The organism is Streptomyces sp. NPDC052236 (genome assembly GCF_044548015.1).
Taxonomy (GTDB): Bacteria; Actinomycetota; Actinomycetes; order Streptomycetales; family Streptomycetaceae; genus Streptomyces.
The window spans coordinates 120,921-147,284 of sequence record NZ_JBIUBL010000024.1 but is presented as its reverse complement, the minus strand read 5'-3'; the positions used below and the strand labels follow the sequence as shown (position 1 = coordinate 147,284).

The 26,364-nt window shown below is 68.8% G+C and carries 26 protein-coding genes and 5 pseudogenes; 17 read left to right on the top strand and 14 right to left on the bottom strand.

All coding sequences use genetic code 11. From position 1 onward, the window contains the following. Window positions 1-115: 115 nt before the first annotated feature. Window positions 116-1,063: pseudogene (locus ACIHCQ_RS32595) on the top strand (polysaccharide lyase family 1 protein); the annotation flags it as partial. 140 nt (window positions 1,064-1,203) lie between these two features. Here the strand turns inward: ACIHCQ_RS32595 and ACIHCQ_RS32590 are convergent. After that, window positions 1,204-1,440, bottom strand: a pseudogene (locus ACIHCQ_RS32590) (EamA family transporter); the annotation flags it as partial. A 68-nt stretch (window positions 1,441-1,508) separates the two neighbouring features. Here ACIHCQ_RS32590 and ACIHCQ_RS32585 point away from each other — a divergent pair. After that, a complete protein-coding gene (locus ACIHCQ_RS32585) occupies window positions 1,509-2,414 on the top strand; it encodes a LysR family transcriptional regulator (protein WP_399670478.1) in 906 nt (301 codons plus the stop codon). 845 nt (window positions 2,415-3,259) lie between these two features. On the opposite strand, the gene ACIHCQ_RS32580 is transcribed toward ACIHCQ_RS32585, so the two are convergent. From ACIHCQ_RS32580 to ACIHCQ_RS32555, 6 genes are all read right to left on the bottom strand, one after another. Continuing rightward, window positions 3,260-3,418 (bottom strand): hypothetical protein, encoded by a 159-nt coding sequence (locus ACIHCQ_RS32580; protein ID WP_399670475.1) that lies wholly within the window; start codon window positions 3,416-3,418, stop codon window positions 3,260-3,262. Between the two features lie 541 nt (window positions 3,419-3,959). Next, window positions 3,960-6,113: a hypothetical protein gene (locus tag ACIHCQ_RS32575; protein WP_399670472.1), complete on the bottom strand. Its 2,154-nt coding sequence runs from the start codon at window positions 6,111-6,113 to the stop codon at window positions 3,960-3,962. An 87-nt stretch (window positions 6,114-6,200) separates the two neighbouring features. Then, a complete protein-coding gene (locus ACIHCQ_RS32570) occupies window positions 6,201-6,905 on the bottom strand; it encodes a hypothetical protein (RefSeq protein ID WP_399670469.1) in 705 nt (234 codons plus the stop codon). A gap of 539 nt (window positions 6,906-7,444) precedes the next feature. Continuing rightward, window positions 7,445-7,939, bottom strand: coding sequence for a hypothetical protein (locus ACIHCQ_RS32565; protein ID WP_399670466.1), 495 nt, complete (start codon window positions 7,937-7,939; stop codon window positions 7,445-7,447). 225 nt (window positions 7,940-8,164) lie between these two features. Then, window positions 8,165-9,286 carry a hypothetical protein gene (locus ACIHCQ_RS32560; protein ID WP_399670463.1) on the bottom strand — a complete coding sequence of 374 codons (1,122 nt, stop codon included), beginning with the start codon at window positions 9,284-9,286 and terminating at the stop codon, window positions 8,165-8,167. 440 nt (window positions 9,287-9,726) lie between these two features. Next, window positions 9,727-9,969 carry a hypothetical protein gene (locus ACIHCQ_RS32555; RefSeq protein WP_399670460.1) on the bottom strand — a complete coding sequence of 81 codons (243 nt, stop codon included), beginning with the start codon at window positions 9,967-9,969 and terminating at the stop codon, window positions 9,727-9,729. Between the two features lie 89 nt (window positions 9,970-10,058). Between ACIHCQ_RS32555 and ACIHCQ_RS32550 the strand changes: the two genes are divergently transcribed. Beyond that, the gene (locus ACIHCQ_RS32550; protein WP_399670457.1) at window positions 10,059-10,181 is read left to right on the top strand and encodes a hypothetical protein; all 123 of its coding nucleotides are present in this window, start codon (window positions 10,059-10,061) and stop codon (window positions 10,179-10,181) included. After that, the gene (locus ACIHCQ_RS32545) at window positions 10,178-10,822 is read left to right on the top strand and encodes a hypothetical protein (RefSeq protein WP_399670455.1); all 645 of its coding nucleotides are present in this window, start codon (window positions 10,178-10,180) and stop codon (window positions 10,820-10,822) included. Before ACIHCQ_RS32550 ends, ACIHCQ_RS32545 begins: the two co-directional genes overlap by 4 nt. Before the next feature lie 87 nt (window positions 10,823-10,909). On the opposite strand, the gene ACIHCQ_RS32540 is transcribed toward ACIHCQ_RS32545, so the two are convergent. After that, a complete protein-coding gene (locus ACIHCQ_RS32540; RefSeq protein ID WP_399670452.1) occupies window positions 10,910-11,725 on the bottom strand; it encodes an SAM-dependent methyltransferase in 816 nt (271 codons plus the stop codon). Window positions 11,726-11,810: 85 nt separating this feature from the next. Beyond that, window positions 11,811-11,948, bottom strand: coding sequence for a hypothetical protein (locus tag ACIHCQ_RS32535; RefSeq protein WP_399670449.1), 138 nt, complete (start codon window positions 11,946-11,948; stop codon window positions 11,811-11,813). 9 nt (window positions 11,949-11,957) lie between these two features. Between ACIHCQ_RS32535 and ACIHCQ_RS32530 the strand changes: the two genes are divergently transcribed. The 5 genes and pseudogenes from ACIHCQ_RS32530 to ACIHCQ_RS32510 all read left to right on the top strand — a co-directional run bounded on the left by ACIHCQ_RS32530 (window position 11,958) and on the right by ACIHCQ_RS32510 (window position 15,322). After that, a complete protein-coding gene (locus ACIHCQ_RS32530; RefSeq protein WP_399670446.1) occupies window positions 11,958-12,359 on the top strand; it encodes an agmatine deiminase family protein in 402 nt (133 codons plus the stop codon). A gap of 331 nt (window positions 12,360-12,690) precedes the next feature. Continuing rightward, window positions 12,691-13,308, top strand: a complete 618-nt coding sequence (locus tag ACIHCQ_RS32525) for a TOPRIM nucleotidyl transferase/hydrolase domain-containing protein (RefSeq protein WP_399670443.1) — start codon at window positions 12,691-12,693, stop codon at window positions 13,306-13,308. A gap of 183 nt (window positions 13,309-13,491) precedes the next feature. Continuing rightward, window positions 13,492-14,214: a VOC family protein gene (locus ACIHCQ_RS32520; protein WP_399670440.1), complete on the top strand. Its 723-nt coding sequence runs from the start codon at window positions 13,492-13,494 to the stop codon at window positions 14,212-14,214. A 77-nt stretch (window positions 14,215-14,291) separates the two neighbouring features. Then, a pseudogene (locus tag ACIHCQ_RS32515) lies at window positions 14,292-14,453 on the top strand (IS110 family transposase); the annotation flags it as partial. 299 nt (window positions 14,454-14,752) lie between these two features. Next, entirely contained in the window at window positions 14,753-15,322 is a 570-nt protein-coding gene (locus ACIHCQ_RS32510) for a TetR/AcrR family transcriptional regulator (RefSeq protein ID WP_399670437.1), read from the top strand. Window positions 15,323-15,579: 257 nt separating this feature from the next. Here the strand turns inward: ACIHCQ_RS32510 and ACIHCQ_RS32505 are convergent, their stop codons facing one another. After that, the gene (locus tag ACIHCQ_RS32505; protein WP_399670434.1) at window positions 15,580-15,942 is read right to left on the bottom strand and encodes a TetR/AcrR family transcriptional regulator; all 363 of its coding nucleotides are present in this window, start codon (window positions 15,940-15,942) and stop codon (window positions 15,580-15,582) included. A gap of 254 nt (window positions 15,943-16,196) precedes the next feature. Between ACIHCQ_RS32505 and ACIHCQ_RS32500 the strand changes: the two genes are divergently transcribed. The 3 genes from ACIHCQ_RS32500 (at window position 16,197) to ACIHCQ_RS32490 (ending at window position 20,260) form a co-directional block, all read left to right on the top strand. Beyond that, window positions 16,197-17,012, top strand: a complete 816-nt coding sequence (locus ACIHCQ_RS32500) for an oxidoreductase (RefSeq protein WP_399670431.1) — start codon at window positions 16,197-16,199, stop codon at window positions 17,010-17,012. 123 nt (window positions 17,013-17,135) lie between these two features. Next, window positions 17,136-17,339, top strand: a complete 204-nt coding sequence (locus ACIHCQ_RS32495; RefSeq protein WP_399670429.1) for a hypothetical protein — start codon at window positions 17,136-17,138, stop codon at window positions 17,337-17,339. A gap of 269 nt (window positions 17,340-17,608) precedes the next feature. After that, a complete protein-coding gene (locus ACIHCQ_RS32490; RefSeq protein ID WP_399670426.1) occupies window positions 17,609-20,260 on the top strand; it encodes a BRCT domain-containing protein in 2,652 nt (883 codons plus the stop codon). Window positions 20,261-20,933: 673 nt separating this feature from the next. Here the strand turns inward: ACIHCQ_RS32490 and ACIHCQ_RS32485 are convergent. Next, window positions 20,934-21,434 carry a hypothetical protein gene (locus ACIHCQ_RS32485; protein WP_399670423.1) on the bottom strand — a complete coding sequence of 167 codons (501 nt, stop codon included), beginning with the start codon at window positions 21,432-21,434 and terminating at the stop codon, window positions 20,934-20,936. Window positions 21,435-21,899: 465 nt separating this feature from the next. On the opposite strand from ACIHCQ_RS32485, the gene ACIHCQ_RS32480 reads away from it, so the two are divergent. Together ACIHCQ_RS32480 and ACIHCQ_RS32475 are read left to right on the top strand one after the other, a co-directional pair. Continuing rightward, entirely contained in the window at window positions 21,900-22,322 is a 423-nt protein-coding gene (locus ACIHCQ_RS32480; RefSeq protein WP_399670420.1) for a hypothetical protein, read from the top strand. Between the two features lie 13 nt (window positions 22,323-22,335). Next, window positions 22,336-22,554, top strand: coding sequence for a hypothetical protein (locus tag ACIHCQ_RS32475; protein ID WP_399670417.1), 219 nt, complete (start codon window positions 22,336-22,338; stop codon window positions 22,552-22,554). A 42-nt stretch (window positions 22,555-22,596) separates the two neighbouring features. Here ACIHCQ_RS32475 and ACIHCQ_RS32470 read toward each other — a convergent pair whose 3' ends face one another. The 3 genes and pseudogenes from ACIHCQ_RS32470 to ACIHCQ_RS32460 all read right to left on the bottom strand — a co-directional run. Continuing rightward, a complete protein-coding gene (locus tag ACIHCQ_RS32470) occupies window positions 22,597-22,986 on the bottom strand; it encodes a VOC family protein (protein ID WP_399670415.1) in 390 nt (129 codons plus the stop codon). Between the two features lie 92 nt (window positions 22,987-23,078). After that, window positions 23,079-23,362: pseudogene (locus tag ACIHCQ_RS32465) on the bottom strand (IS5/IS1182 family transposase); the annotation flags it as partial. 65 nt (window positions 23,363-23,427) lie between these two features. Further along, window positions 23,428-23,682 (bottom strand): annotated as a pseudogene (locus ACIHCQ_RS32460) (TetR family transcriptional regulator C-terminal domain-containing protein); the annotation flags it as partial. Window positions 23,683-23,901: 219 nt separating this feature from the next. On the opposite strand from ACIHCQ_RS32460, the gene ACIHCQ_RS32455 reads away from it, so the two are divergent. The 3 genes from ACIHCQ_RS32455 to ACIHCQ_RS32445 all read left to right on the top strand — a co-directional run bounded on the left by ACIHCQ_RS32455 (window position 23,902) and on the right by ACIHCQ_RS32445 (window position 26,340). After that, window positions 23,902-24,303 (top strand): hypothetical protein, encoded by a 402-nt coding sequence (locus tag ACIHCQ_RS32455; protein ID WP_399670538.1) that lies wholly within the window; start codon window positions 23,902-23,904, stop codon window positions 24,301-24,303. Then, window positions 24,300-24,779, top strand: a complete 480-nt coding sequence (locus tag ACIHCQ_RS32450) for a MarR family winged helix-turn-helix transcriptional regulator (protein WP_399670412.1) — start codon at window positions 24,300-24,302, stop codon at window positions 24,777-24,779. Before ACIHCQ_RS32455 ends, ACIHCQ_RS32450 begins: the two co-directional genes overlap by 4 nt. An 85-nt stretch (window positions 24,780-24,864) precedes the next feature. Then, window positions 24,865-26,340, top strand: coding sequence for an MFS transporter (locus ACIHCQ_RS32445; RefSeq protein ID WP_399670409.1), 1,476 nt, complete (start codon window positions 24,865-24,867; stop codon window positions 26,338-26,340). The last annotated feature ends 24 nt before the right edge of the window (window positions 26,341-26,364 follow it).

Here is a 26,364-nt window from a genome sequence, read left to right as displayed (position 1 = left end):
CCGCACCTGTTGACGCGTGGGGAGCGAGTCTCTAGCTTCCGGGAGAAAGCGCTTGCCCCCTGTGGTCCAAAGAGTCTCCGGACCACCCGCGCACAACTGGTCTGCCGCGACCAGCATGCCCAGAGCCGCCATAGAAAGGGCCACCGCCATGCGCTTCGTCCGCCCGCCAGGTACGACATCGCGTCGCGCGGTCTCCCCGTGCGGCAGAGCCGTTCGCACCGGTGCCGCAGGTGGCGTAGCGGTCAGGGTTGCCGTGTTCGCTCTGCTGCTCGGCGCAACAGCCACTACGCCGGCCGCGGCCGCGCCCCCATCCGCGCCCCCATCCGCGCCCCCATCTGCCACGCCAATGCCGGCTTCTGCCTCGGTGGACGGATTCGCCGGTGTGGACGCCCTCGGTCAGAGCGGCACCACCGGGGGCGCCGGCGGACGGGTCGTCACGGCCGCCACCACCGCACAGTTCATCGATTGCATCTCCCGCCATGAACCGCTCGTCGTCCAGGTCAGCGGCACCATCACGCTGCCCACCGGGACCAGCGACGGCATGCACCAGGTGGCCTCGGACAAGACCGTCATCGGCCTCGGCTCCACTGCGCGTCTGACCGGAGGCGGCCTGAACATCGGTGTGGCCGTGGACGACAAGGTCACGTCGCCGCCCCCGAACGCCGTGCACAACGTCATCATCCGCAATCTGGCGATAGACGGCGCGACGGATGATCTGATTAATGTGCAGATGTTCTCGCACCACATCTGGATCGACCACAACGACCTGTCCACCGGCTACGACGGGCTCATCGACATCAAGAGGGGCTCCAGCTACATCACCGTCTCCTGGAATCACACCCACGATCACGCCAAGAACATGCTGCTGGGCCACTCCGACAACAACGGGGCGCAGGACATCGGACGGCTGAAAGTGACGTACCACCACAACTGGTACGACCGGACGTCGCAGCGCAACCCGCGCACCCGCTTCGGTGACCCGGTGCACATCTACAACAACTACTTCCTGCGCAACAGCGACACAGGGCCGGCCTGCAACACGGACTCCGGCTGCTTCATCGAGGGCAACTACTTCCAGGACGTCGAAGAACCGATGACGAACAGCTACTCCGGCCCCGAGGGCAACATCGTCGAACGGAACAACATCTTCGCCGGAGAGGAGGCGGGCGCACCGGTCGTCGGCGGCACCGTGGAGAACCCGGCCCGCGGCTTGCCGGCCGCCCACAGCACCCCGGCGGCCACCCACTGGCGGACCGCGACCACCCCCACCGGGCCGATCACCGGGAACGCCAGCGCTGCCACCGATGCCCCGACCTGGTTGGACAGCCCGCTGCCCAGCATCAACGCCACCCCGCCCAGACGGGGCCCGCCCAGGCCGGGCGCACTGCTGTCGGCGGCGGCGAGGGCCTGCCCGGCGTCCTCTGAGCTCTTCAGCACCATGCCCCCACCGTGGGCCCCCCACGGGGATACGCAAAATGCATCCATGGAACTGTCGATACGCTGAGCGTATGGATGCACGCCGAGGGAACTCCGCCGGTCTTGAGCTGAAGCACCTGCGCTGCCTGGTCGCCATCGTCGACACCGGCAGCTTCACGGACGCGGCCCTTGAACTGGGCGTCTCCCAGGCCGCCGTCTCCCGGAACCTGCTCGCCCTGGAAAAGATCCTCGGGGTGCGGCTGCTGCACCGCACCAGCCGCACGGTCGTCCCCACCACCGCGGGCGTACAGGCTCTCGCCCGCGCACGCCCGCTGCTCTCCGGCGCAGACGAACTCGTCACCGAAGCCTCCACCGGCCACAGCCGCCTGCACATCGGCCACGCCTGGTCCGCCTTCGGCCGTCACACCACCGAATTCCAGCGCCGCTGGCACCACAGCCACCCCGAGACCGAACTCCGGCTGATCCGCCACAACTCCTCCACCGGCGGGCTCACCGAGGGACTGTGCGACCTCGCGGTCATCCGCGCCCCGCTCGACCTCAAGCCCTGGTCACACGCCGTCGTCGGCCATGAGCACCGCTACCTGGCACTCGCCTCCGACGACCTATGGGCCCGCCGCCGCAGCATCCGCCTGGATGAAATCGCCACCCGTACTCTCGCCATCGACCGCCGTACCGGCACCACCACCTTGAACCTGTGGTCCGACACCGCACAGCCCGCTGTCGAGTACACCCACGACATCGACGACTGGCTCGCCGCCATCGCCACCGGCCGTTGTGTCGGCGTCACCCCCCAGGCCACTGCCGCTCAGTACCGCCGTGACGGCATCACCTACCGCCCCCTGCGCGACGCCGATCCTGTCCCCGTCCACCTCATCTGGCGCCGCCAGGATTTCCACCCCGCCACCCACGCCGCCGTCGCTCTCGCCATCGACCTCTACCGCGAGAACCGGCATGCCCCGGCGCACACGCATAAATGACCAGATACGAGAGTTCTGCGAGAGCCCCCGGAAACGATCACATTTCCCCATGTCGCCGTTTGCGAAAAGCCCTCAAACCCTGGGCGTGCGACTGAGTTCTGCGAGACCTCTGCCAGGGATGTGACGCCGATCAGCCGCACTGGCGGTAGAACGTTACGACTCCCCGAACTGTGACGCGCCCCCCATCCATGGCAGCGTTCAGACCCGATATCTGAGTTATGTCCGTCACGTTTGGGCCAAGGATGACGATCCACTGACCCGCGGGTACTGAGCCGCCGCTTCGGGCGGATCCGCTCGCAGCGACAAGCCCTTGAACAGGGGGTTTCAGGCCGGGGGAGTACCGCCGTCATCACCCGCTCAGCCAAGCACCGACTTCCCTGCTGCCCTCCGCACCGGCCCGTTCGTGCACAGCAGCGCGCCCTGGCGTTGCGGTCAGGCAGTTGTGGTCGGTCTGGTTTGTGCGTCCTTGGCCGGAGTACATGATCAGGACGAGACCGTCCGTATTCCGCCTGTCTGGCGAACTCCCAGGTGAGCGACACAGGTTGACGACCTCTCGGCGGCTGGGTCGCCGGAGCCAAGTTGGTTGATGATTCAATCATTGCACGTGCTGAGGGACCCCGGCGGCTCGGCTTCCGCGGTCGATAGGGGGCAGCATCCCCGGGGGCGGGAGCCTGGTGCCGGGAGGTGAATCATCCGCTTCCGGCCGAGAGCCGCAGAAGCTTCGGGATCGAGGAACTGGGTCAAAAATCATGTGCAAAACGTGAGCGAGGGTTTCGCCGAGAGGCGGGCCGGGCGGCTGGTCGGGCGGCAGGGCCAGATGGCGCGCAGTCCGGGCTCGTCACGGCTCAGGCGTACGAGGTCACGCAGGGCTTCCACACGCTGCGCGGCGACCACACCGGGATCGTCGGCGGCGCGATCACCTGGGCGAGCGAGCCGCCTCCCCTCCAGTAGTCCCGTAGGCGCTTGGCCATCATGTCCAGGCCCGCCGTGAGCAGGGGGCGCACACACTCTTCCTTCGAGCGGAAGTAGCGCCACAGGGTGCGCGGACCGCCTCCTCGGCGATCTCCATGCGCGTCGCTTCGCGGCGCCGCTCCGTCAACGACGGACGCCCCGTACTGCCACCGGGTCGCCCAGTCCTGCACCGGCATAGACAGGCATGGGTACTTCCCTCCGCCACTACCCGGACCTGGCGGACTGATCGCCCTCGCCATGCAGTACGGGCGCGTGCGCACCGTCCTCACCGTTCTACAAGCGGGTCCGTAAAGAGACAAAGCAGGTTCCAGAACCCGAGACACGACTCCGGGAGACCGTTGTCAAGCTGAGAAAGAACGTCGTGACCAGCGAGCCGGAATTGAGCAACTCCGCCGCCAGGTCACACCAGAGCAACACGCCGCCGGGCAACTCGGACTCCACGGCAGTACCTGCCGCCCCTGTGACCGGGCGCGTTGTTGACCCGCATGGCCAACAACGCGCTCAGGGAAAGCTGTCGGTGGCGGTGAACGTGCCCCTGCGGCCGGTGACGGTCGTCTGCGGTGGTTGGCCGGGTCAGTGGGGGGCGTGGTTTGTGAGGGTGGCGAGGAGCGTGCCGACCCGGTTTCGGAAGGCTTCATCCTGGCGGATGATCCGGTCTTCCACACCCGAGCGGACGACCCGTGCGTCGCCGTCGGCCAGTGCGGCGAGTCGCCGCATGTGGCCGTTCGGCAGGGCGCTGACGCCCAGGGCTTCCAGGGCTTCGCACGCCCCCGTCGGATCAGCTTCCTGTTCTGCCGCGTCCAGGACAGCCGCGGCGAGACCGGTACGGTCCAGTGAGCCGGGTTCCGCCACGGCCACGAGTGCCAATGCCGCCGCCGGTACCTGCACCGGGTTGCCGAGCAGAGATTCCAGGCGGGGTACCAGCGGCCGCCCGGCGGGGCCCAGAAGCGCCGTAACCCGGGCCGCCCGAACTGCGGACCACCGGGACCAGGGGCCCTGTCCGGCCCGGGCGAAGATCGAATCGAGGGCGTCGACCACCGTGGCGGTGTCCTGCGTGATGCGCCACAGTGCTTCGGCGAGTGCTGTGTCCGCGTCCAGTACGGGGTTGGCAGCACCGCCGTCCGCACCGCTGAGTGCCGCGCGCAGCACCGGAGCCAGGGCCGACGCCTGGGGGCCGAGCGCACCTGCCGTCGCGGCGGCCTCCCGGAGTTCGCGGGAACCGCGGCGAAGGTCCTGGGTAAGGCAGTCCAGCAGAATTCCGTGCTCGCCGGTGAGGTCGTACAGGGCCTTCGCCGCCGGGAGCGAGCCGTTTTCGGCGGTGGCCCGCAGTTCCGTGACCGCCCGTGCGCGCTCGCCGGGCGTACAGTCGCCCGCGATCGCCGTAATGGCCCGGGCGGCCTGCCCCGGAAAGCGGGGGAGCGCCGCGTACAGCTGCGGCAGGGCCGCTGCGGCCCGTACGCCCCATCCGGCCAGCAGGTTCGTCAGCTGCCACGGCTCGTTGCCGCTCAGGGCTTCCGGCTGGGAAAGGCGGCGCCGGACGGAGCCGAGAAGCTCATCGTCGTACGGGAGGGGGGAGCCGGCCGGCATCAGGAACCCGGCAGCGGCATCGAGAGCACGCGGGCGCCGTCCCAGCCCACGAGCCAGGAGCGGAGCACCTTGGTCCGGCGCCACCAGCACGAGCGCCGCCAGGGCCCGGTCCGCACGGTTGTCGTCCTGCCCCGGGTTCCTGCCGGCGAGCGGGGCCAGTGTGTGCGCGGCCTGTGCGGCGGCGGTCCCCAGACGCCCCAGGAGAGACGACACGGCGACCACGGCCTCGTCGTCAACAGCCGCCGCGATCAGGCCGGGCATCAGCCGCTGCGGGGCCCTGCGGGAGAGCATGCAGGCACGATCAGCCGCCCACAGTGCCTCGGCACGCACCTCGGCCCGGTCGTCGTGCAGGGCGGCATCGAGCAGCGCGAAAACAGCCTCCCGGTCCGTGTCACGGTCGCGGCTCAGCAACACCTCCACGACTGCGGCCAGCGGCTCGTTGCGTTCCAGGTCGAGACGGCCCGTGAACAGCGGGTCGGCGGGCAGGAGGGACAGCATCGTCGCGTGGTGTTCGTCAGTCCAGGACAGTCCCGCGTCGAGGCAGGCGAAGACGGCGGCCATGCGCAGCTCGGCCGGCTGGGACGGGCCCAGGACGGTGGCGGCAGCGACGGCGCCGAGTGACGGGTCCAGCCGGGAGATCCCGGTCAGCACCTCGGCGCGCACGAGGGGCTCGGGCTCCTTGTCCCAGCGCTTGCGGAGCGCGGGGAGCGTGGCCGCGGTCGCGCGGGTGTGGGACACAGTCCAGGCGGCGGCCTGACGGACCTCCGGGACCGCGGCATCGAGCAGCGGCAGCAGCAGCGGAAGCTGCTCGGCCACGGCCGCGCGGACCGTACCCGGTGCGACGCCGTGCTCGTCCTCGCTCTCGGCCATGCCACCGAGCAGCATCAGCACACCCTCCGTCTGATGGCCCGCGACCGCGATCCTGGCCAGAAAGAGTACGACCTCCGCGCTGGCCGCGTAGACCGTCCCCTGGTGCAGCACGCTGCCGTACAGCTCCGAGAGCGCTTCGCCCGCCGCGTCCACGTCGGCCCCGGTGAGGGCCCGCAGCAGGTCGGCAAGATCCTCCGCGCTGCCGTAGGCGTGGGAGAAGGCAGACCAGGGATGCGAGTCCAGGCCATCGAGCGGGTGTGCGAGTTCCATGCAGAGCATCGTGCCAGCCGGGTCCGACATCAACGCTGTCGGCCACCTCCAGCGCTCAAGAGACCAACTGACGCGCTCACGGGCCAACTACACCGCCCAATCACAGCCCCCGCCCGCCCCGATCGGATGCACCGTCCATGAGACCGACCCCGAGCGGTTCGCCAATGGAGTACGGGAGTTCCTCTGCTGCCTGGCCGAGCACCAGGGCGAGGGTGCTTGGCCGAGCTGACGGCACGCGGGAGGCTCGTAGGACAGGGGCCCCTCGGGGGCCGCGAATGAGCAGGTCAGGTTTCCGGCAGGGAGGCCCAAGGGCAGCAGATCCGCCACTTCGGCCTCGCGGCCACAGCTCTCAGTCAACTCAACCAGCGCTTTCGCCAGGAACCAGTCCTCGGTGCCCGGGCCGAGCAGCGCGATCACCTCGTCGGTGCGCCCCATATGGGCCTGCAGCCGCGCAAGGTGTTCCAACGCGAGCCGGTCCCCTGCCTCGGCCAGTGGGCGGACGAGGGTGATCGCATCATCGGTGCGTCCCCATCGGTCGAGGAAGCCGGCGGTTGTCTTGACTGCCTGCCACCAGCCACTGTCCGTGAAGGGGGCGAGCACGCTCAGAGCCGCGTCGCGCTTCCCTTGTTCGGCCAGTTCCTTGGCCAGGTGGTGGGCACAGAACCAGTCGCCGCGCTCGGCCCGGTGCCGGAACTCGTCGAGATGGCCGTACTCCACCAGCAGCGCCACCGCCCACGGTGGGACGCAGCCTTCGTGGGTGCGGTATTGCCGGTCGAGTTCATGAACATTCACGACGGTGGATCTTAGGCACCGCCACCGAACCGGGGTCTTCGCCGGCCTTCGCGGCGGCGCACCGAGCGCAGACGGGGCTGGGTGCGGGTGTCCTGCTTCATGTTCTTCCGGTACTGGCCGCAGTGTGGCTGTTGCCACGGGTGCGTGTGGCGGGCTTCTGCCAATGCGTGGGGGTTCGGGTCTCGCAGCTGTTTCAAATACCGTCTCCAGCGTGGCGAGGTTCCACGCCCGGCTCCTCCTTCGCCTGGTGCTCCGAGTAGCGGCGAACAAGCGCGGACCTATAGCGCCTTCACACGTACAGCACGTCACCGGCCCCTGCCCCAGCCGGGCGCGGCCGGCGAGCGCCTTGACCATGCCGACCGGGCCAGGCCCTCACGCCACGCCGGGACCTGTGGCTTCGCCTTCGCCGCCCCCGGCCTGCTCCTCGCCAGCAGGCACCGTCCGGTCGTCCTGAGAGTGGTACTGCCCGGTCTCATCCGCCGGGGCCGGTACCTCGCCGACCGCGAGCAAGGATGACCACTCTTCCCCTTCTGGGCCGGTCACGTCGCGAGCGGTGGTACGTAGGTGCGCCGGCGGCGCAGGTGTAACCGCACCAGCCGCAGGCGGCGCGACTCGCGGGAGCACAGCGCCACCTCGGGTGCGAAGCGGCGGTCGTTGTGTTCGTACACCTGCGTGAAGAGGAGACCGGCTTCAGCCATCGCGTCCACCGCTGCACTCCTGCTGCCCTGCGCTTCGAGGTGGTGGGCGTAGTCGAACAGAACTCGTGCCAGTTCGCGTTTGTGCCAGAGGCTGTGCGGAACCACTTCCCGGTACAGCTCGACAGCCATCCGCATGCTGTCGACCGCCTGGGCGTGGCGTTGGGACGCGTAGTCGGTTCTCGCCTTGTTCGCGTGCGATTCCGCCTGCTTCAGCTGACCCTGCTGATGTCTTCTTCTCGCCTCTTCGATTCGTGCGGCCTGCCGGGTGAGGTCGTTCGCGGAGTGAGTTGCGGAGGTCACATCGGCCAGACCCTGGGCGGCAAGCAGGTCGAGCACCGCCTGACGCCCGGCCGCTACCCGATCAGCAGCCGCCCCACCGCATCCTGCCGCCGGATACGGAACGCATCAGGCTGTTCACGGCGAAGCGCCGGACCCTGGTCGTACGGCGCGACGGCCGCGACCCGACCGGTCTGGGCGACGGGCGCCGCCCCCGCCCCCTGCCCCGGCCGGGCCCTGGATCGCAGCCCGCCGCAGCCCGTCGTAGCCCGCCGCAGGCCTTCCTCAGCCGAACGTCGCCGTGATCAGCGGGGCGGTCATGGCGCGGATCTCCAGGTCGGTGGTGGCGGCGACGGCGTGCAGGGCCACGTAGTCCTCCAGGAGCTGCATCTCCTTGACCTGGACGACGTTGAAGACGGATCCGGCGTGCAGGCCGGCCACCGGCTGGCGGACCTCCTCATCGGAGTTGCGGTGGGCCATGGGGTGATAGCCGCCCCAGTCCGGGACCCGACCACGAAAGCGGCCCGGAAGGTTCTGGGCGGCGCCGATGGCCACCGCCCAGCCGGTCCACCACAGGTCGCGCGCCGCCTTGGTCGTGCCCACCTCCGGCTCCCTCATCATCGCGGCGGCCGGCCAGTCCAACGCCGCCTTGGGATCCGCGGGCTGGTCGCCGGATGCGGCCAGGTGCCCGGCGTCCATCAACTCCAGCACCATCGTCGACTGCGCGGCCGCGCGCGGCGAGCGCACCACCTCGGCGCCGAACCACGTCGCCGCGATCGCCACCTCGGCCTCCGTGGCCCCGGCCGGGCGGGCGCCGTCGACGATCCCGCGGATCCGGCCCACCTGCGTACTGATGGCGGCGAGCGGGGTCGGCGCGCCCAGCACGGCCTGCTCCCCGTCCAGCCGTGCGGCCAGGGCGTCGTACTTGGCGGCGTCGATGCCCAGGGCGCCCACCACGAGCCAGCCGTCGCGGGTCACGGTGATCAGCGCGGGCCCAGCGTTGATCTGGGCCACCACATCCGTCCGGGCGTCGCGCAGCAGGTCGTCGTACTCGTCCTGCGCCTTCGTGACGGCGACCTCCGCCGCCGACAGCTCGGCGATGAGACTCTCGGGCACCGGAACATCCTCGCCCTTCGCCTGGGCCTTCGACTGCCTCACCTTCGCCTGGGCGTTCTGCTGCCTCGCCTTGGCCGCGATCTTCCCCGCGTTCGCCAGCACCCCGTCCAGCTGGTCCCGGTCGGAGCGGAACGCGTCGACCGCGACCGCCACCTGCTTCCACGCCCCGAACCACTGCGCCCGGGACATGGGCGCGTACGGTACGGCCGGGTTCAGCACGACCGCTGGGACCGCCGTCCACGCGGCCGTCGCCAACTCGTCGAGCACCTTCAGCCGATCTGTTCCGCTCACGACGCTCCCCCTCACACCCCGCCCGGTCCGGCCCCTGACCCGTCGACCCCCGACGGCACCGTCAGCGAGGGTGCCCACGTTCCCCTGACTCGGTCCCCGCCGCTACACCCCCGGCCCGGTTGGTCACATTTGGCTTATTCCGGATTGATTTCCACCCCAGTACGTCCCGGCTGTCCCGGCTGTCCCGGCTGTCCCGGCTGTCGCGACCGTGCGCGGACCGGGGGCGTCGCCCGTCTTGGTGGAGTGCGTGCGTAGCCCTCGGCGCCGCCGTGCAGCCACTGACTGGACCGCCTACCTTCAGGCCCGCCGACGAGGGCAAGGAGCCGACCACCGGAACCCCATGGCGCCTGCACGGGTGATCTGCTGGGGTTGCGCCGGCCTCGCTCTGACCGTTGGCGGCAGGCGTCCGGAGTCATGCCGTGCCGGGTGCGCGTGGGACGTCAGGCCGGCGGCGGCGGCGGTGCTTGTTGCGGCGGTGCTTGCGTCGCGGTGATGCGCGCGGCGAGCGTGGTGAGTTGCTGGACCAGCGGGTCGGGGGCGGATCTGGTCATGGTGGTGAGCTCGATGGCCGTCGTCCTGTGGCTGAAGGGCCGGAAGCTGACGGCCGGGCGGACAGCGGCGGCCGCCGCGGGCACGACGGTGACGCCGAGGCCGCACTCGAACATGGCGATCTGCGAGGTCACCGACCGCGCCCAGTGGGCCGGGACAGGGCTCAAGCCGGCGGTTCGCCCATCGCGGCCATGGCGTCGTGGTAGTCGGGCGAGATACGGCGGTGAAGCCACACCCACGTGTCGCCCGAGAGGTCCGCAAGGTCCGCAAGGTCCGCAAGGTCCAGTGGACCGGCGGTGCCGACTGCGGGGTGACCGGCGGGGAGGGCCGCGACGAACCGGTATGACTGTGGGCTGGTGCAGTGGAGACATGAGCAACTCATCTCTTCTGGAGCGTTTCGCGGCGGTCGACTCCGCCGCGGTCAGCGACGCACTCGACCAGCTCGGCCTACCGGCTGGTGTCGGGGGCATTGGGCCGGTGTGGGGCCCGGCATCCGTGGTGGGTTTCGCCGTCGCCGTCGGGCTCGAACCACGCGCCGACGGACCGGCCGGAGCCCACATCGCCACCACCGCGATCGAGGCCTCCGACAGCCAGAGCATGATCGTCATCGACAACCAGGGCCGCGCCGACGTGTCGTGCTGGGACGGCATCCTCAGCCTGGGCGCGGCGCAACGCGGCGCTCGCGGTGTCGTCGCCGACGAAACGGGTCTCGTCGTCGTCCCGCTTCGGGAGCCCCGTCACGGTTGGCGGCATCACGGTCCGCACGCGCGATCTCATCGCCGGGGACATCGACGGCGTCGTGGCGCTCCCCGCGGCCGACGCCGACCGGATCCTCGACCACGCCCACGCCCGGGCGGCCCACGAGAACGAGCTGATGCAGCAGCTGCGGGAGGGCCGCAGCACACTCGATCTGTACGACTTCGACGGCGCCGGTCACGGTCGCGGCCGGAGAGCCACAGGCAGCCACCAGCGAGACACAGCCGCTGAACGCCACACAAGACACCGGCCCACGTCGCCTCGCCTGGAGCAACCGGTTGGGGGCGGATCCTGGCCGAGCAGGGGCCCGTCAGAGTGTCACGGCTTGCGGGCGAGGCCGCCGTGCTCGCCGATGGGTTCCGGGGTGGGGGAGGTGGGATCCGGGCGCCAGAGGGGGACGGGGACGACCCCGGGGTCTATGAGGTCCAGGCCGTCGAAGAACGCCGTGATCTGGCCGACGGTGCGCAGGATGTACGGGACGGCGCCGCTTTCGTTGTAGGCGTCCTGGGCCTGTTCGAAGACCGGGTCGATGCCCCGTGAACCGTCGTTGATGGAGAGGTAGCTGCCGGACGGCAGTGCGTCCATCAGGCGGGTGACGATGGAGCGTGCCTGGTCGTCGTCGGCGACGTGGCCCAGGATGTTGCTGAGGATGAGGGCGGTGGGGCGGGTGAAGTCCAGGATCTCGGCGGCGGCAGCCAGGATGCGGTCCGGGTCCAGCACGTTGGCGTCGACATAGGCAGTTGCCCCCTCAGGGGTGGAGGAGAGCAGGGCGCGGGCGTGTGCCAGGACCATCGGGTCGTTGTCGGCGTAGACGATCCGGGTCTCAGGTGCGATTCGCTGGGCGACCTCATGGGTGTTGTCAGCGGTCGGCAGGCCGGTTCCGATGTCCAGGAACTGCCGGATGCCCGCCTCGGTGACCAGGTACGTGATGCTGCGGCGCAGGAAGGCGCGGCTGCTGCGGGCGATGGTGACGATGCCGGGGAAGACGGCGGTGTACGCGTCGCCGGCCTCCTCGTCGACGGGGTAGTTGTCCTTCCCGCCCAACCAGTAGTTCCAGATCCGGGCCGAGTGCGGCACCGAAGTGTCGAACTTCTGACGCGCTGCGGGTCCGGGCGGCGTCGCATGGTCGGTCATGAGTACGGTCCGTCTTTCAGCCGAGGCATGGGTTGTTCAACGCGCAACAACTTACTGTCCGAACGGCCCGGTTGCATACACCAGTTCACATTTCTGGAGAGTTCGCGGGGCCGAACATCCTCACCCGCACGAAGGGCATCAGGCCCGCGTCGATCCGGGCGGTCACCGTCGGATCGATGATCACCCCCAGTCGTACGAGGTCGTCCCGTTCACCGACTACCACGTCGACGCCGTGGCCCGGTTCGTCAAACCCGGCACCGTCGTCATCAGCCGCCCGCCGACCAGTACCAAGCCGGACCTGTGGACACGGGCCTACCACCAGGCACGCCAGGTCCTTGAGACCGCGACCGACGCACACGGCCGCAAACTCCAAGTTGTCGAGCTGCCCGAGCCCGAACCCACCCGAATCGGTAAGCGAGGACGGTACTTCCTCGCCACGTACGCCAACTGCTACGTCGTCAACGGCGCTGTGATCCTCCCCCGCTTCGGCGACCCGACCGCAGACCAACGCGCCGCCTCCATCATCAAAGACCTCCACCCAGGGCGCGCTGTCGTCCAACTGGAGATCAACACGCTCGCCGAGGGCGGCGGAGGCATCCACTGCGCCACCAAGCAGCAGCCTTCGCCCCTATGACCAGCGGGGACAACCCCTCGTTGACATCTCGCACGAACTGTCAACAGCCCTCTGGCGCAGGACCTCCGAGCGCGCTTTCTTGCCGAGCGGCTGCCCGACCCCGACCCAGTCGTCGCCGGGTACGCCCTGCGCGCCGCCCGTGTCCGCCCGTGTCCGCCCGTGCCGGACGAGGCGGTGGAGGCGGCGTACGACGACGCACCAGCCGCTCTGAGGCACGGGCTGGCACGCCTGCTCTCCGCCGACTGCCCAGGTGACGAGGGCGCCGGTCATGTCGAGCGGGGCCGTCGAATAATCCGGTGCCCTGCCGTCGGTGGAGGTGCAGACTCGCTCCATGGCGGACATGCGGGCGTTCCGGGACGAGGTGAGTGGCTGGGCGGCCGGCGGTCCCGGCGGGCCGGCGAGTGATCTGGCTGTGCGACTGGGGGTGCGGACAGCGGTGCTGCTGGAAGGGCCAAGCGACCTCGCTGCCGTTGAGGCGCTGGCCGCACGGCGTGGCCGGGACCTGGCCGCCGAGGGGGTGTGCGTCGTGCCGATGGGCGGGGCGATGAGCGTCGGCCGCTACGCCGACCTCCTCGGGCCGCCCGGCCTTGGCCTGCGCCTGGCAGGACTGTGCGACGAGGGCGAGCAGCGCTTCTACGACCGCGGCCTGAAGCGGGCACGGGCGCCGCGCCGGGGCTTCTTCGTGTGCGTGACGGACCTGGAGGATGAGCTCATCCGCGCGCTGGGCACGGCAAGGGTCGCGGAGATCATCCGGGCCGAGGGCGACTTCCGTGCCTGGCAGACCTTCCTGCGCCAGCCCGCACACCACGGTCGGCCCCGGCAGCAGCAGTTGCGGCGCTTCCTTGGCACGAAGAAAGGCCGCAAGATCCGCTACGGCCGCCTCCTCGTCGAGGCCCTCGACCCCGAACAGGCACCGGCCCCGCTCGACGACCTCCTCACGAGCCTGTGACTTTGGTGGACGAGGAGGACTGTTGTGACGACAGTGGTTGAGCGCGGGTCGTTAATGAGTTGACCGGGTGGCGCCGTCTGGGCAGGCTCCAGCCACGACCTGGATGAAAGCCTTCTTGCTGGTGGACTGCCCTACCCGATCGGCGGGTGGGACAGCGAGTCAGCAGCTCGGAGATCCCGAAAAATGACTTCTCACCTCCACGCGCTCTGTTTCGACGCGAACGACCCGCTCCGTCTCGCGCGCTTCTGGGCCGGCGTCCTGGGCTGGGAGATGGCCGACGACTCCTACGACGGCATCGCGCTCCTGCCGAGCGATGACACCGGGTTCCGGATCCGGTTTCTTTCGGCCCAGGAGCAGAAGGCAGGCCAGAACCGGATGCACTTCGATCTGACGAGCACGTCCCTTGATGACCAGCAGCAGGTTGTGGCGAGGTCGCTCGGACTCGGCGCCCGGCACATCGACATCGGTCAACGCCCGGAGGAGGGTCATGTGGTGCTCGCCGACCCCGAAGGCAATGAGTTCTGCGTCATCGAGCCGGGCAACAACTTCCTTGCTGACTGCGGATTCATCGGAGCGCTTGCGTGCGACGGTTCGCAGGACGTCGGGTACTTCTGGAGCCAAGCGTTGGGCTGGCCGTTGGTCTGGGACCAGGACCAGGAGACCGCGATCCGCTCGCCGCGCGGCGGTCCGAAGATCACGTGGGGCGGTCCGCCACTGATGCCGAAGACCGGGAATAACCGGCTGCATTTCGACCTCGCTCCACCTGTCCACGGTGATCAGCAAGCGGAGGTCGACCGTCTCGTCTCCCTCGGGGCGACCCGAATCGACAGCGGCCAGGGCGAGGTCAGTTGGGTGGTGATGGCCGATCCCGATGGCCAGGAGTTCTGTGTGCTGACCCCCCGATAACGCGACCGATCCGGGGGCGGCGACCCTCCTCACGGCGGGACGAGCCATGGTCGTACGGCTCACTCGCGTTGCTGAAAAACGTGCGCCGCCCCCGCCGCTACCACCGCGGCCTCCTGCGGGCCCGCCTCATGGCCTGCTACGAACGCAAGCGTGCCGAAGGCAAGGGGCACAAGCAGGCCGTGCTATCACTCGCCCGTCGCAGAGCCAATGTTCTGTGGGCCATGATCCGCGACGGAGCGTCCACGTCCGGCCTGCTGAAGGGCGAGGCGGCAGCGAAGGGGTTCGGATCCGGTTGCCCCAGCCGACCGTGGCGATGTAGGCCCATCGGACGGCGTCCCAGCCGCGGTCACTGCCACCAGGCGGTGAATGCACCAACGACGATCAGGTTCTATCGAGTGCCGGCAAAGCCGGCAACCAAGGGGCTGCACCGCATCCCGGTCGAGACGAAGCCTGAGCTGTGCGCAACGCAGGTATCGCCCCGATGGCCCTTGAAAACCGATCGGTTTTCCTTTCGCCGGAATCGAGTTAACCTCGCGGTATGACCACCGAGGCGAAGCCAAGTCCCCGAGAGCGGCTGCTGGAGGCGGCGGCCACGCTCACCTACCGAGACGGTGTCGGCATCGGCGTCGAGGCACTGTGCAAGGCGGCGGGGGTGTCGAAGCGCTCCATGTACCAGCTGTTCGAGAGCAAGGACGAACTGCTGGCGGCAAGCCTGGAGCAACGCGCATCTGCCCACGTGGCGACACTCCTGCCCGCGGCGGACGATGGCCGTTCACCCCGCGAGCGGGTCACACACGTCTTCGAGCAGGTGGAATTGCAGGCGGGCGGGCCCGAGTTCCGAGGCTGCCCGTACCTGGCTGCGCAGATCGAGCTCAAGGATCGGAGCCACCCCGCAAGCCAGGTGGCCCACCGGATCAAGGAGAACCTGACAGCCTTCTTCCGTACCGAGGCCGAACAGGGTGGCGCAAGCAATCCCGACCTGCTGGCCCGGCAGCTCAGCTTGGTCTTCGACGGCGCCAGCGCCCGCGCAGGGATCGGAGCCGACAAGCTGACAGGGCTCATCGCGCCCACGGTGGCCACCCTGCTCGACGCGGCAGGCATGCACTGACGCATTGCCTTTTCGAGCAGGCTCGGTCACCGATGTGCTCCCCGGGTTGATGCCGGTTTGGGGCAGCCGGAGCAGCTCGCATGACTGCGTGCCCCTTACTTGCCGGCGCCCAGGGGAAGCCCGATGGCCGTATGAGTGTTGTTGAGCATGCCGCAAGCGAGGAAAGTTGTGGCCTCGTTGACATCGGCGCCCAGCGGCAGGCGCACGGTTTCCCAGAGCCTCATCCAGCCGGCCGGACGAGCTCGCCGATCAGGTCATCACCCTGGGCCCCGGCGGCGGCCACGATGGCGTATCCCTGCATCTGCATCAGGAACGTTTCGGGGGTGCGTCGAGATCAGACGCGTGTAAGCGTTCGTCATTGCGTGGAGGGCCTGCTCTCCACCCTCCACCCCGTTGGCCGCCCGGTCGAAAGCCAGGCGGGTGTCTTCTATGCTCCGCATCAAGGCGGCGAAGAAGATCGCCTTCTTGCCCGGGAAGAGCCGGAGGACGTAAGGCTGCGTGACACCGACGGGCTTGGCGACGGCCTCGACAGAGGTGCCGTAGTAGCCCGGGAGCGCGAACTCGGCGATCGCTGCGCGGGTGACGCTCTCACGTCTCTTCTGCACGCTGATCCCGCCCATGCCGTCATTTCATGCGGCAAGCCGCCTGAAAAGCGCGGGCCTACAGACCCATTGCTCCCGCACCGTACGGCGCAATGCCTCGCGCGGACGCGCGGACGCGCGGTCGAACGCACCGACCTGCCGGTGACGGATCGACCTGAAGGCAGCCGGTGACGTGGCCCGGATCAGTTCCCTGCCTGAGCTTGCACACGGAAACCGATCGGTTTACGGTGAGGGGAAACCGATCGGTTTCAAAATGCCTCAGGGAGCCTGTGATGACGAAAAATCGGCCGGTGGTACTCGTGACAGGTGCGTCATCCGGCATCGGAAGGGCGACCGCGTTCGCGCTGGTCGAAGCGGGTTTCGACGTGGTCGGCACAAGCCGTGACACCTCGCGCGTCACGCCGCTCGACGGTGTGACGTTCCTTGACCTCGACGTGGCCAGTGACAAGTCGGTCACAGCCGCGGTCCAGCAAGTGGTCGACCGGTTCGGGCGGATTGACGTCCTGGTCAACAACGCCGGTATCGGCTTGACGGGGGCAGCGGAGGAAAACTCTGTCGCACAGGCCCAGGGCGTCTTCGACATCAACGTCTTCGGCGTCATGCGCACGGTGAAGGAGGTCCTGCCGCACATGCGAGCCCGGGGAAGCGGACGCATCATCAACCTCTCGTCGATCTTCGGTCTCATCCCGGCGCCATACCTGGCTGTCTATGCCGCGTCCAAGCATGCGGTCGAGGGGTACTCCGAGTCCTTGGACCACGAGGTCCGGGAACACGGCGTGCGGGTCCTCCTCGTCGAACCCGGCGGGACCAACACCGGGTTCGAGGCGAACAGCACGCAGCCCGATACGCCCCTGCAGGTCTACGAGAAGCAGCGCCGCATCGCCGACCAGGTGATCGCGACGGCGGTCAGGGACGGCGACGCCCCCGCCACCGTCGCCAAGGCGATCGTGGCGGCAGCGACGGATCGGAATCCGAAGCTGCGGTACACCACTGGCCCGCTGGCCGGGCGCATCAGCACGCTGCGCCGCATCGTGCCCTCCCGGATCTTCTACACCCAGATCCGCAAGTACAACCGGCTGGCCGGCTGACGCAAAGGCTCACGCGGAGGCAGCCATCGAGCGCAACGACTTCGCCTTCGTCGACCGGCTCCGGCGGGACCGGGACCCTGACCTACTACCGCGTTGAACGACGGCATGGACGCCATGTCAAAAATGACATCCAGCGAACAAGGGCACCCGGTGCGTGCGTTCGTGCGGCAGGACGACGAACGCGCGCACTCGCTGCGACAGGCCGGGGCCGAGGTCTTCGTCAATATCTCCGAGTACGAGCAGTCGTTCATGTCGTGCCGACGACGCTGTGGCGGGCTGAAGGGCGCCCGCGACGTCAACCTCTATGCGACCGCGCCACCGAGGTAGGCCTCACCGCCCGCCGCATCACCCGCATCCCGGTAACTCCCGGTGTTCTGTTGGTATCGCGGGGCGTCAGCCTCGCCGTTTCGCTCGGGGACGGCCGGCTATGAGTCGGAAATGCCAAAGTGCCTTCCTGACCTGGGACGATGAACCTTGCTGAGGAGTTCTGTCGGTCCAGGCGGAGGGCACTTTCTACGTGCGACTATCGGGTTGCGTCCCAAGGTCCAGGTCAGTGCCTGTCAGTGCCTGTCAGTGGGTGGCCCTACGGTGCAACCATGGATCTTCGGGGAAAGACAGTTGTGTTGATGGGCCGGTTCCACGGCCTGTCGCAGGCCGAGGCGAAGGCCGGGCTCGAGGCGCTGGGCGCGCGGGTGACGAGAACGGTGTCCAGCAAGACGGACCTGATCTTCCGCTCGCATGATGTGGCCGGTCACAAGATCGGGGCGGCAAGCCAACTCGGCATACCGATCTACGACTGGAACACGTTGCGGGCCATGCTCAAGCAGGCGGCCGAGGCCTCGGCCGGCGTTGAGCCCGGCGCCGATGAGCCGAGCAGCTTCCTGGACCACGCGTCGCTGGCATCGGCAGCGGACCCGGACTCGCTGCTGGGCGTCCTGGGGGAAGCGGACTGGTCCGCCTTCGTGTCCGAGCGGGACCTGCTGCCGCTGCGGAATCGGCTGCAGGAATTGGAACGGACGCACGGAGTCACCGAGGTGCACCGCTTCGCCACTGAGGGGATTCGCAGCCTCGGCAGCACGCGCCTGCAGCATCCGTTCCGCCACTTCACGGAGATCGATCACTACGCCATCAGCCCGTGTGGATGCTATCTGGCGACCGGCAGCTGGTGCGGCGACGACTACCACCGCGGTGGTGCGCTGCAGATCTGGGAGATCGCCAGCGGTCGTTGCGTCAACGTTCTCGACCGGATCCAAGGCGGCGTCGGCTGGCCCGGCTACGACAACACCATCCAGTGGTCGGCTGACAGCACCCGTGTAGGGCTCGCCTACCACACCAACCACGTAGGGGTGTTCGATCCGTTCGGCGGCGCGACACACACCTACCCCATCGCCAGTGCGCAGGTGACGAATGGGGCGAGCAGGCCGCCAGGATGGGCGCTGGCGCCCGATGGCCGGAGGGCGTTCATTCAGTCGGCGTCCCCCTGCGCGGTCAAGGGCTGCGTCGTTCCGCTGGAGGCGGGCGATCTGTTGTGGATGCCCGAGGACGCGCCGCCGTCGCATCAGTATCTGCTGACCGAGGAGCTTCCCACGGAGTTCGGGGAGCAGGAGGACGACGACGCCGGGTTGTGGCTGGAGGGCGTCAGCTGGTCGCGGGACGGCAGTCGGCTCCTTGCGTACGACGCGAAGCGCCGGCAGACCTTCGCGATCGACATGACGACCAAACAGATGAGGTGGCTGACCAAGGAGCAGCGACAGGAGGCGGGTGTCTGGCACGGCGCCTCAGCGGTCGGCGGCTCGGGCAGGGTGCGGGTCTCCGTGGGATCGACCGGTGTGACCTTCCATCGGACCGACACCGGCGCGGTGTTGAGCGATTTCGAATTCCTCCGCGAACCACCGGGACCTCGGTGCGTGGAGCACGAGTACGCGTTCGACGATCACCCCGTCAACTTCGCGCTGGACGACGACACCTGGTGCGCGGCCTTCGAAGAGGGGGTGGTCATCGCGCCGTCGGACCGCAGGGAAGACCTGGAGGCGGTGCTGGCCTGGTCCGTCGACCGGCGTTTCGCCTGGCCGGTGCAGTGGGGCGGGCTCGAGATCGTGCCGGACGCGAAGGCCGCCGCCGAGCTGCTCGGGGATCGCGGCCTCGGCTGGTACGTGCAGGAGTACGTCGGGCAGCAGGCCCGGGATGCGGAGGCGAGCGCTCAGGCAAAAGGCGACGGGTCATGGCCACCGCCCAACACGGCGACGCTGGATGAACTGTTCTCGGCGGCGCGAGACTCCGTCTCCGATCTCAGTAGCAACTCGAACTACCACGTCTGCGAGCACCTCCGCCATGCGGCCCGGCTGCGGGCCCGACAGGGGGAGGTCGGCGGGGCCTTGGAAATGCTCGACGCGATCCCGGAGACGGACCAGCGCGTCGCGGCTTCCGCTGACGTGGCGATGATCCTGGCCCGTGCGGGACGAACCGACGAGGCGGGTGTGTTCTTCGCCGACGTCGAGGCGGGCGCGGAGGCGGCCCTCGGACCGTACAACGTCGCTGACGTGGCATCCTCGGTCGGCGGCGCCCACCACGCCATGGGCGATACGGCCGCCGCCGACGTGTGGTTCGCCCGCGCCCGCGACGCGATCGAGCCGGAGGCCAACGCGTGGCAGAACCGTCTCACGATCATCTGGGCGCTCACCGAGTGCGGACGCGAGGACGAGGCCCGAGTGCTGTGGGCACGCGGCGAGGAGTGGCGGAAGTCCCCCAGCACGTCCTACTCCGTGCCGTGGCTGCTCTACCTGCTGGGCACCGGTCGGCTCGACATGGCCGAAGGGTTCCTCAAGGATTGGGCCCCGGACTGGGACTGGTGGATGTCGCCGGTGATCGGCATACTGGCCGACCTCGGCCGGACCGATCTGCTTCGCTTGGGCCCGCCCGATGTCCCGGAGTTGATAGTGGAGTCGCGATACGAGAATGCCTTGCGGATCGCCGAGAAGCGCACGAGGCGGACGCTGCCGGCGACGCCGAGCGAAGCCGACCTCGCGGCCCTCGCGGAAGCGCACGCCGAGCTGCTCAAGACGCCACGGGCCAAGCGCGAAAGGCCGACCGAGCTGCTCATCGAGCAGGCCGCGGAGTGTGGGCACCTCAGCGCGGTGCTGGACCTGCTCGGCAAGCTTCCTTCGCCCCGCGATTTCAACGGCCGGCCGTCGTCAGCGTTCTCCGCGCTGTGGCGCTCCGCCACGGGCCAGGACGTGGCGCCGTGGTGACGCACGTCTGACTCGCGGTCCGGCGCCTCTCCTCGGCCCCCCTGCGCGGCCACGAGCCCTGGAAGATCTGGAGCAGCAGCTCGCCCGACGGCACCCAGCCCTCCGACGAGGGCGCGCCTCCTCCCGTACGGGCTTCGAGACCACCCTCGTCGAGATCAACGGCGTCCCGGAGTACGTCGTCGCCGAGGCACTCGACGCCGCCGGCAACATCCTCCGCACCTCTTCCTCGATCCCGGTCCGTGGCTGACCCCTTCCGCGGCGCTTCGTCGTTTCTTCTGGCCGTGCCGGGGATTTGGTCGTTGACAGGTCTGGCTAATTTCCAGGGCGCCGCGGCCCAGGCGCTTCATCTCGCGCACCACGAGGGTGACCTTTCGGGCCCAGCGAGCGGTGCACAGCGCGCGGTGTGGTACTTGAGCGCGACCTTGCAGGAGGGTGTGCGGCGGGTGAGCCCGCCGGGGCCCTGCAGGTGGACATCAGGCAGGCGTGCGACCCGACGAGCAGGTACGGGTTGGTGATCACGCGCCGACTGTTTCACGAGTCCGTTTCACGAAGTGAGGGGAGGAAACGACCCGTGAAACAAAGCGACCGGCGGCGACATCGGCGGCGCCCGGTGTTGAAACGGGACCACCTATGAAACGCGGCTGCGGACCGGATGTGGCTTTCTCGTGCGCCATCAGCTGCCGGTGTCCGTCGTACTGCGGGACGGGAGCGTCGGTGCGATGTCCGGACTGCCGCCCACGGATTCGGCGCGCTCCACGGTGTCGACCATCGGGGGCAGTATCTGCTGGAGCAGGAGCAGTTCACGAGTCCGGGTTTCGCCGTTCCCGCGGGCGTCCGACCGCATCGCTCCACCGCGTGCCGTCGGCGGTGAATGTTCTTGAACAGCGGAGAACCCCCGCCGGAGGAATCGCGGCTGTCCGCCGACAGGGAAGCTGTCCGCGCCGAGGACGTTCAACAGAGCCAGCTTGTCGTAGCTGTCAGTGCCGGGCGTCGCGGTGAAGATGAGCAGGGACTGCGACTGGTCGGGGTTCTGCAGGTTCTGGCAGAACAGGTCGATGCGCCCGACCTGTGGGTGAACGATCCGTTTTGCCTCGCCCCAGTGCAGGCCGACCTCCTGCCGGTCCCACACTGACGCGAACTCCGTCTTCCGGTTGCAGTGCCTCCCGCCGGGCACGCAGGAAGGCGCCCAACGACGCGCGGTCCACCGTCTGCTCAGATGGGTCCCCCCAGGGGGCGAGTGCCGTTTCGGACGCCGGTTGAGGCCGCCGTACGTCCACCGGCGTCGCAGCCGCGAGCGACCCCAGCCACTGACTGCGAATCAGTGGCTGAGCGGGTCCTTCATCCGCGTTGCCGGGTGCCGTCCACTGGTCGTTGCGGAACGACGTAACGCGTTCCGCAACGACTGGGGCGCGCAGCGACCGACACCGCAGTGACTGAGACGAGAGGGGCCCCATGGCCAAGTGGACAGCTGCCGACCTGCCGGGCATGACCGGCAAGACGGTACTCATCACCGCAGCCGGCAGCGGCAGCGGCCTGGTCACTGCCCGCGAGCTTGGGCGCGTCGGCGCCCGTGTCGTGCTGGAGGTGCGCAGCCCGGAGAAAGGCCGCCGGGCGATCCCGGGGATGCCCGGCGACTTCGATGTCCGGCGCCTGGACGTGGGACGTCCCGGCGGCGCGGACCGCGGACGGTTTCGACGTGCAGACCGCGACGAACTACACCGGACCATTCGTCCTGACCAACCTGCTCCTGCCGCACCTGACCGGCCGCGTCATCAGCGTGACCAGCCGGCTGCACCGGCAGTCCAAGCTGAATGTGGGCGACTTCGACCGGCGGTCGCGCAGGTACCACCGGATGAACGCCTACCGGGACTCCAAGCTCGCGGTCGTGCTGTTCCCCCTGGAACTGCAGCGGCGGCTGACGGCGTTGGGCAGCCCGGCCCGGTCGGTGCTCGCCCACCCCGGCATCGCCACGACGTCCCTGGCCGCGCACTCGTCGGCGAACGTCATCAGCCGCTTCACGTTCCTGCGGCCGGCGACCTGTGGCTGGCAACCGTCGTGCTGACGGGAACCGACCGATGAACCACCTGGAAGCGGCCGACCACGCGGACATCTTCGTCCCGCACGCCTTCGCCGAGCAGACCGTCGACCTCGGTGAAATCCGCATGAACTACGCCGTGGCCTGTGACGTGTCCAACCCCGCACTGCGGCTCCCCGCCGACCGATACCAGAACGCCGGCGCACCCCATAATTGCAGGGCGCCGGCCGCGAGCCCATCGGGCACAAGCAGCGGTTGAGGGCCGCACTCCGCGCTGGGGTGCGGCCCTCGGCGCATGTGCTTACGAGGTCCAGCCGCCGTACGGCACGGTGATGAGTTCCATGGCGTGGCCCACCGGGTCCATGAAGTACACGCCGCGGCCGCCGTCGTTGTGGTTGAACGTGCCAGGCTGTTGCTGGCGCGGGTCGGCGTAGTGCTCGATGCCGCGCTGCCTGATCTGCGCGTACGCCGCGTCGAACTCCTCCTCGGAGATCAAGAAAGCGTAGTGCTGGGGGGTGATCCTGTCCGCGGGGATCGTGGCGAAGTCCAGCGTGACGCCGTTGCTCAGGTCTACCGCGATGAACGGGCCCCACTCGGCGGTGATTTCAAGGCTGAGCAGGTTCGCGAAGAATTCTGCGGACTCCCGGTTGTCCCGGGCGTGGACGATCGTGTGGTTCAACTCGACTGACAAGGAATGCCTCCGAGGGCATCTCCCGACACCTCCATGCCTCACCCAGCCGGTGACCGACACGCGATGTCGCCGTAGATCCTAGTCGTTGTTGTCTACGAAGTGAGTCGGCGGTAGTTGATGAGGGCTGCGGCTATACCGACGAAGGCCGGGAAGTGCTCGGCCTTGCGTTCGTAGCGGTGATGCAAGCGACGGCATCCGGCCGGCCAGGACACCGTCCTCTCGACGACCCGGCGGTGGCGGATGCCCTTTTTAGGAGCCATCTGCGCAGGTGGTCGTAGTCGTAGCCCTTGTCGGGTGGGTGTTTCTGATCCACGGCTCTGAGCCTGTACCTACGCTGGCGTGGTGTCTTCGGGCACCGGGCACCGGGCACCTTCCGGTGAATACGCGGCCGAGTTGGTCGTCCAGCGCGGCAAGGATCGCCGGTTTCGGTGTGGCGTTGGGGTCGATGTACGCATGCGGGGCGAGCCCTTCGGTGAACGCCACGATCCGCAGGGCCTGGTCGGCGGCGTCGACACCCTCGGCGACCTCGCCGCATACCGTGCCATTGCCGATGGCCTGGGCAACACGCGAGTGGATGCCCGCGAGGGTCTCTCCGAACGGCGGCGAGACGGGCGTTGTGCGCGGCCTGGTCTGCGAAGGCGAGACAGACCAGGAACTCGGCGGACCGGATGGCGTCGCCGACCGGTCCGCCGGCACGCTGATGGAACCGGACCTGAAGTTCCGCACAGGGGAGTGTCGCCAAGATCTTCACCGCAACGGCCGTCCTGCAATTCGTCGCCGAGCGCCGGTTGCGACTCGACGACACCGTGCAGAGCCTGTTGCCCGACCAGGTCCGCACCGGCAACCGTCGGCTGTTCAACCACACGAGCGGGCTGTACGACTGCATCGACGGGCTGCTTCCCCACTTCCGCGTGCTTGACCAGTACTGGCCCCGCGATCGGCATCGGCCTTGCTCAATCCCAGTACTGCGCGGCTCCCGGCACCCGGTTCCGGTGCACCAACACCAACACCAACAACTACCTGCTGCTGCTCGACCTGATCGTCGAACGGATCACCGACCGCGACCCGCGCACCAACCTCGAACGCCGCGTCTTCGCGCCCCTCGGGCCGCGTGACAACTCCTACCCGCCGGCTCAGACCGTCCTCGGCACGACCGCGGCCGACACTGCACGCTTGTACCGGGCCCTGCTGCAAGGGCGCCCGCCGCCCACGGACCTTTCCACCGCTTTCCGGCCAGTCTCCCCACATACACCGAGCCAAGACAGTCCTCTTCCGGATAATCCACCAAAGAACCAATTGCTACGCTGGTGGACATGACCGCCATGACACCCACGCGCACAGAACCGGACCTGTCGTTCTTGCTGGATCACACCAGTCATGTCCTGCGAACCCGGATGTCGGCGGCGCTCGCCGAGATCGGGCTGACCGCGCGCATGCACTGCGTACTGGTCCACGCCCTGGAGGGAGAGCGCACCCAGGCGCAGCTCGCCGAACTCGGGGACATGGACAAGACCACGATGGTGGTGACGGTAGACGCCCTGGAGAAGGCCGGTCTCGCCGAGCGACGGCCCTCCGCCCAGGATCGGCGGGCCCGGATCATCGCAGTCACCGAAGAGGGTGCCCGCGTCGCCAGGGGGAGTCAGGAGATCGTCGACGGCGTACACCGGGAGGCACTGGCAGCGCTCCCCGAGGGTGACCGAGATGCCCTGCTGCGGGCACTGAAGCACCTGGTCGACGGAGTTCTGGCCAGCCCCGCCGCGAGCCCCCGGCCGGCTCGGCGGGCACGCCAGTAAGAAGAAATCCGACCGAAAGAAATAGTCTGCAACAAAACCATCTGCTACGGTCACTCCTGTTGTCCCACCCGACAGGAGAAGCCGCATGTCCGTCAACCCCGCTCCCCCTCCCGCAGCTCCCCGCTCACGCTGGCTGGCCCTCGGGGTCATCGCCACAGGGATGCTGATGATCATCCTCGACGGCAGCATCGTGACCGTGGCGATGCCGGCAATCCAGGATGACCTGGGCTTCTCGCCCGTCGGCCTCAGCTGGGTCGTCAACGCCTACCTGATCGCGTTCGGCAGCCTGCTCCTGCTCGCCGGTCGGCTCGGCGACCTGATCGGCCGCAAGCGCATGTTCCTGGCCGGCACCGCCGTCTTCACCGCCGCCTCGCTCCTGGCGGGCATCGCGACCTCTCCCGCTGTACTGATCGCCGCCCGGTTCCTGCAGGGGATCGGTAGCGCGATGGCCGCCGCGGTCAGCCTCGGTATCCTCGTGACGCTGTTCGCCGATCCCAAGGAGCGGGCCAAGGCGATCGCCGTCTTCAGCTTCACCGGCGCCGCCGGGGCGTCGATCGGCCAGGTGGTCGGCGGTGTCCTCACCGACGCCCTCAACTGGCACTGGATCTTCTTCATCAACCTGCCGATCGGTTTCGTGGCCCTCGCCGTCGCCATGCCCGTCCTGCCCGCCGACCGAGGGCTCGGCCTGAAGGCCGGAGCCGACGTCATCGGCGCCCTCCTGGTCACCGCGGGGCTGATGCTGGGCATCTACACCGTCGTCAAGGTCGAGGAGTACGGCTGGACCTCGGCGCCCACGCTCGGCTTCGGCACCCTCTCGCTTCTCCTGCTCGCCGCGTTCGTCGCCCGTCAGGCCACCGCCAAGACCCCGCTCATGCCGCTGCGGGTCTTCCGGTCGCGCAGCGTCGCGGGAGCCAACCTGGTCCAAGTCCTCATGTTGGCCGCGTTGTTCTCCTTCCAGATCCTCGTCGCCCTCTACCTGCAGGAGGTCCTCGGGTACGGCGCTGCCGAAACCGGCCTGGCCATGCTCCCGGCCGCCGCCGTCATCGGCGCGGTCTCTCTGAGCATCTCCGCGCGGCTCAACGCCCGCTTCGGCGAGCGCAATGTGCTGCTGGCGGGACTCGTGCTCCTGATCGGGGTCCTCGGGCTGCTCACCCGCGTACCCGTCCACGCCAACTACGTCACGGACCTGCTCCCGGTGATGCTCCTCGCCGCCGGCCTCGGACTCGCCCTCCCGGCGTTGACCATCCTCGGCATGTCCGGCGCGAAGGATGAAGACGCCGGGCTCGCCTCCGGGTTGTTCAACACCACCCAGCAGATGGGGATGGCCCTGGGCGTCGCGGTGCTCTCCACCCTGGCGGCCTCCCGCAGTGACGGCCTGCTCGCGAAGGGCAAGAGCCGGGCCGAGGCACTGACCGGCGGCTACCACCTGGCCTTCACTGTTGGCGCGGGGCTCCTCGTCACTGCCTTCGTCGTCGCGTTCACCGTACTGCGCCAGCCGAAGCCGCCCATCGCGGAGTCGGCGGACGACGCCCCGGTTGCGGTCCACGCCACCGTCGCCTGATCTCCGTCCTGCCTGATCCTCTCC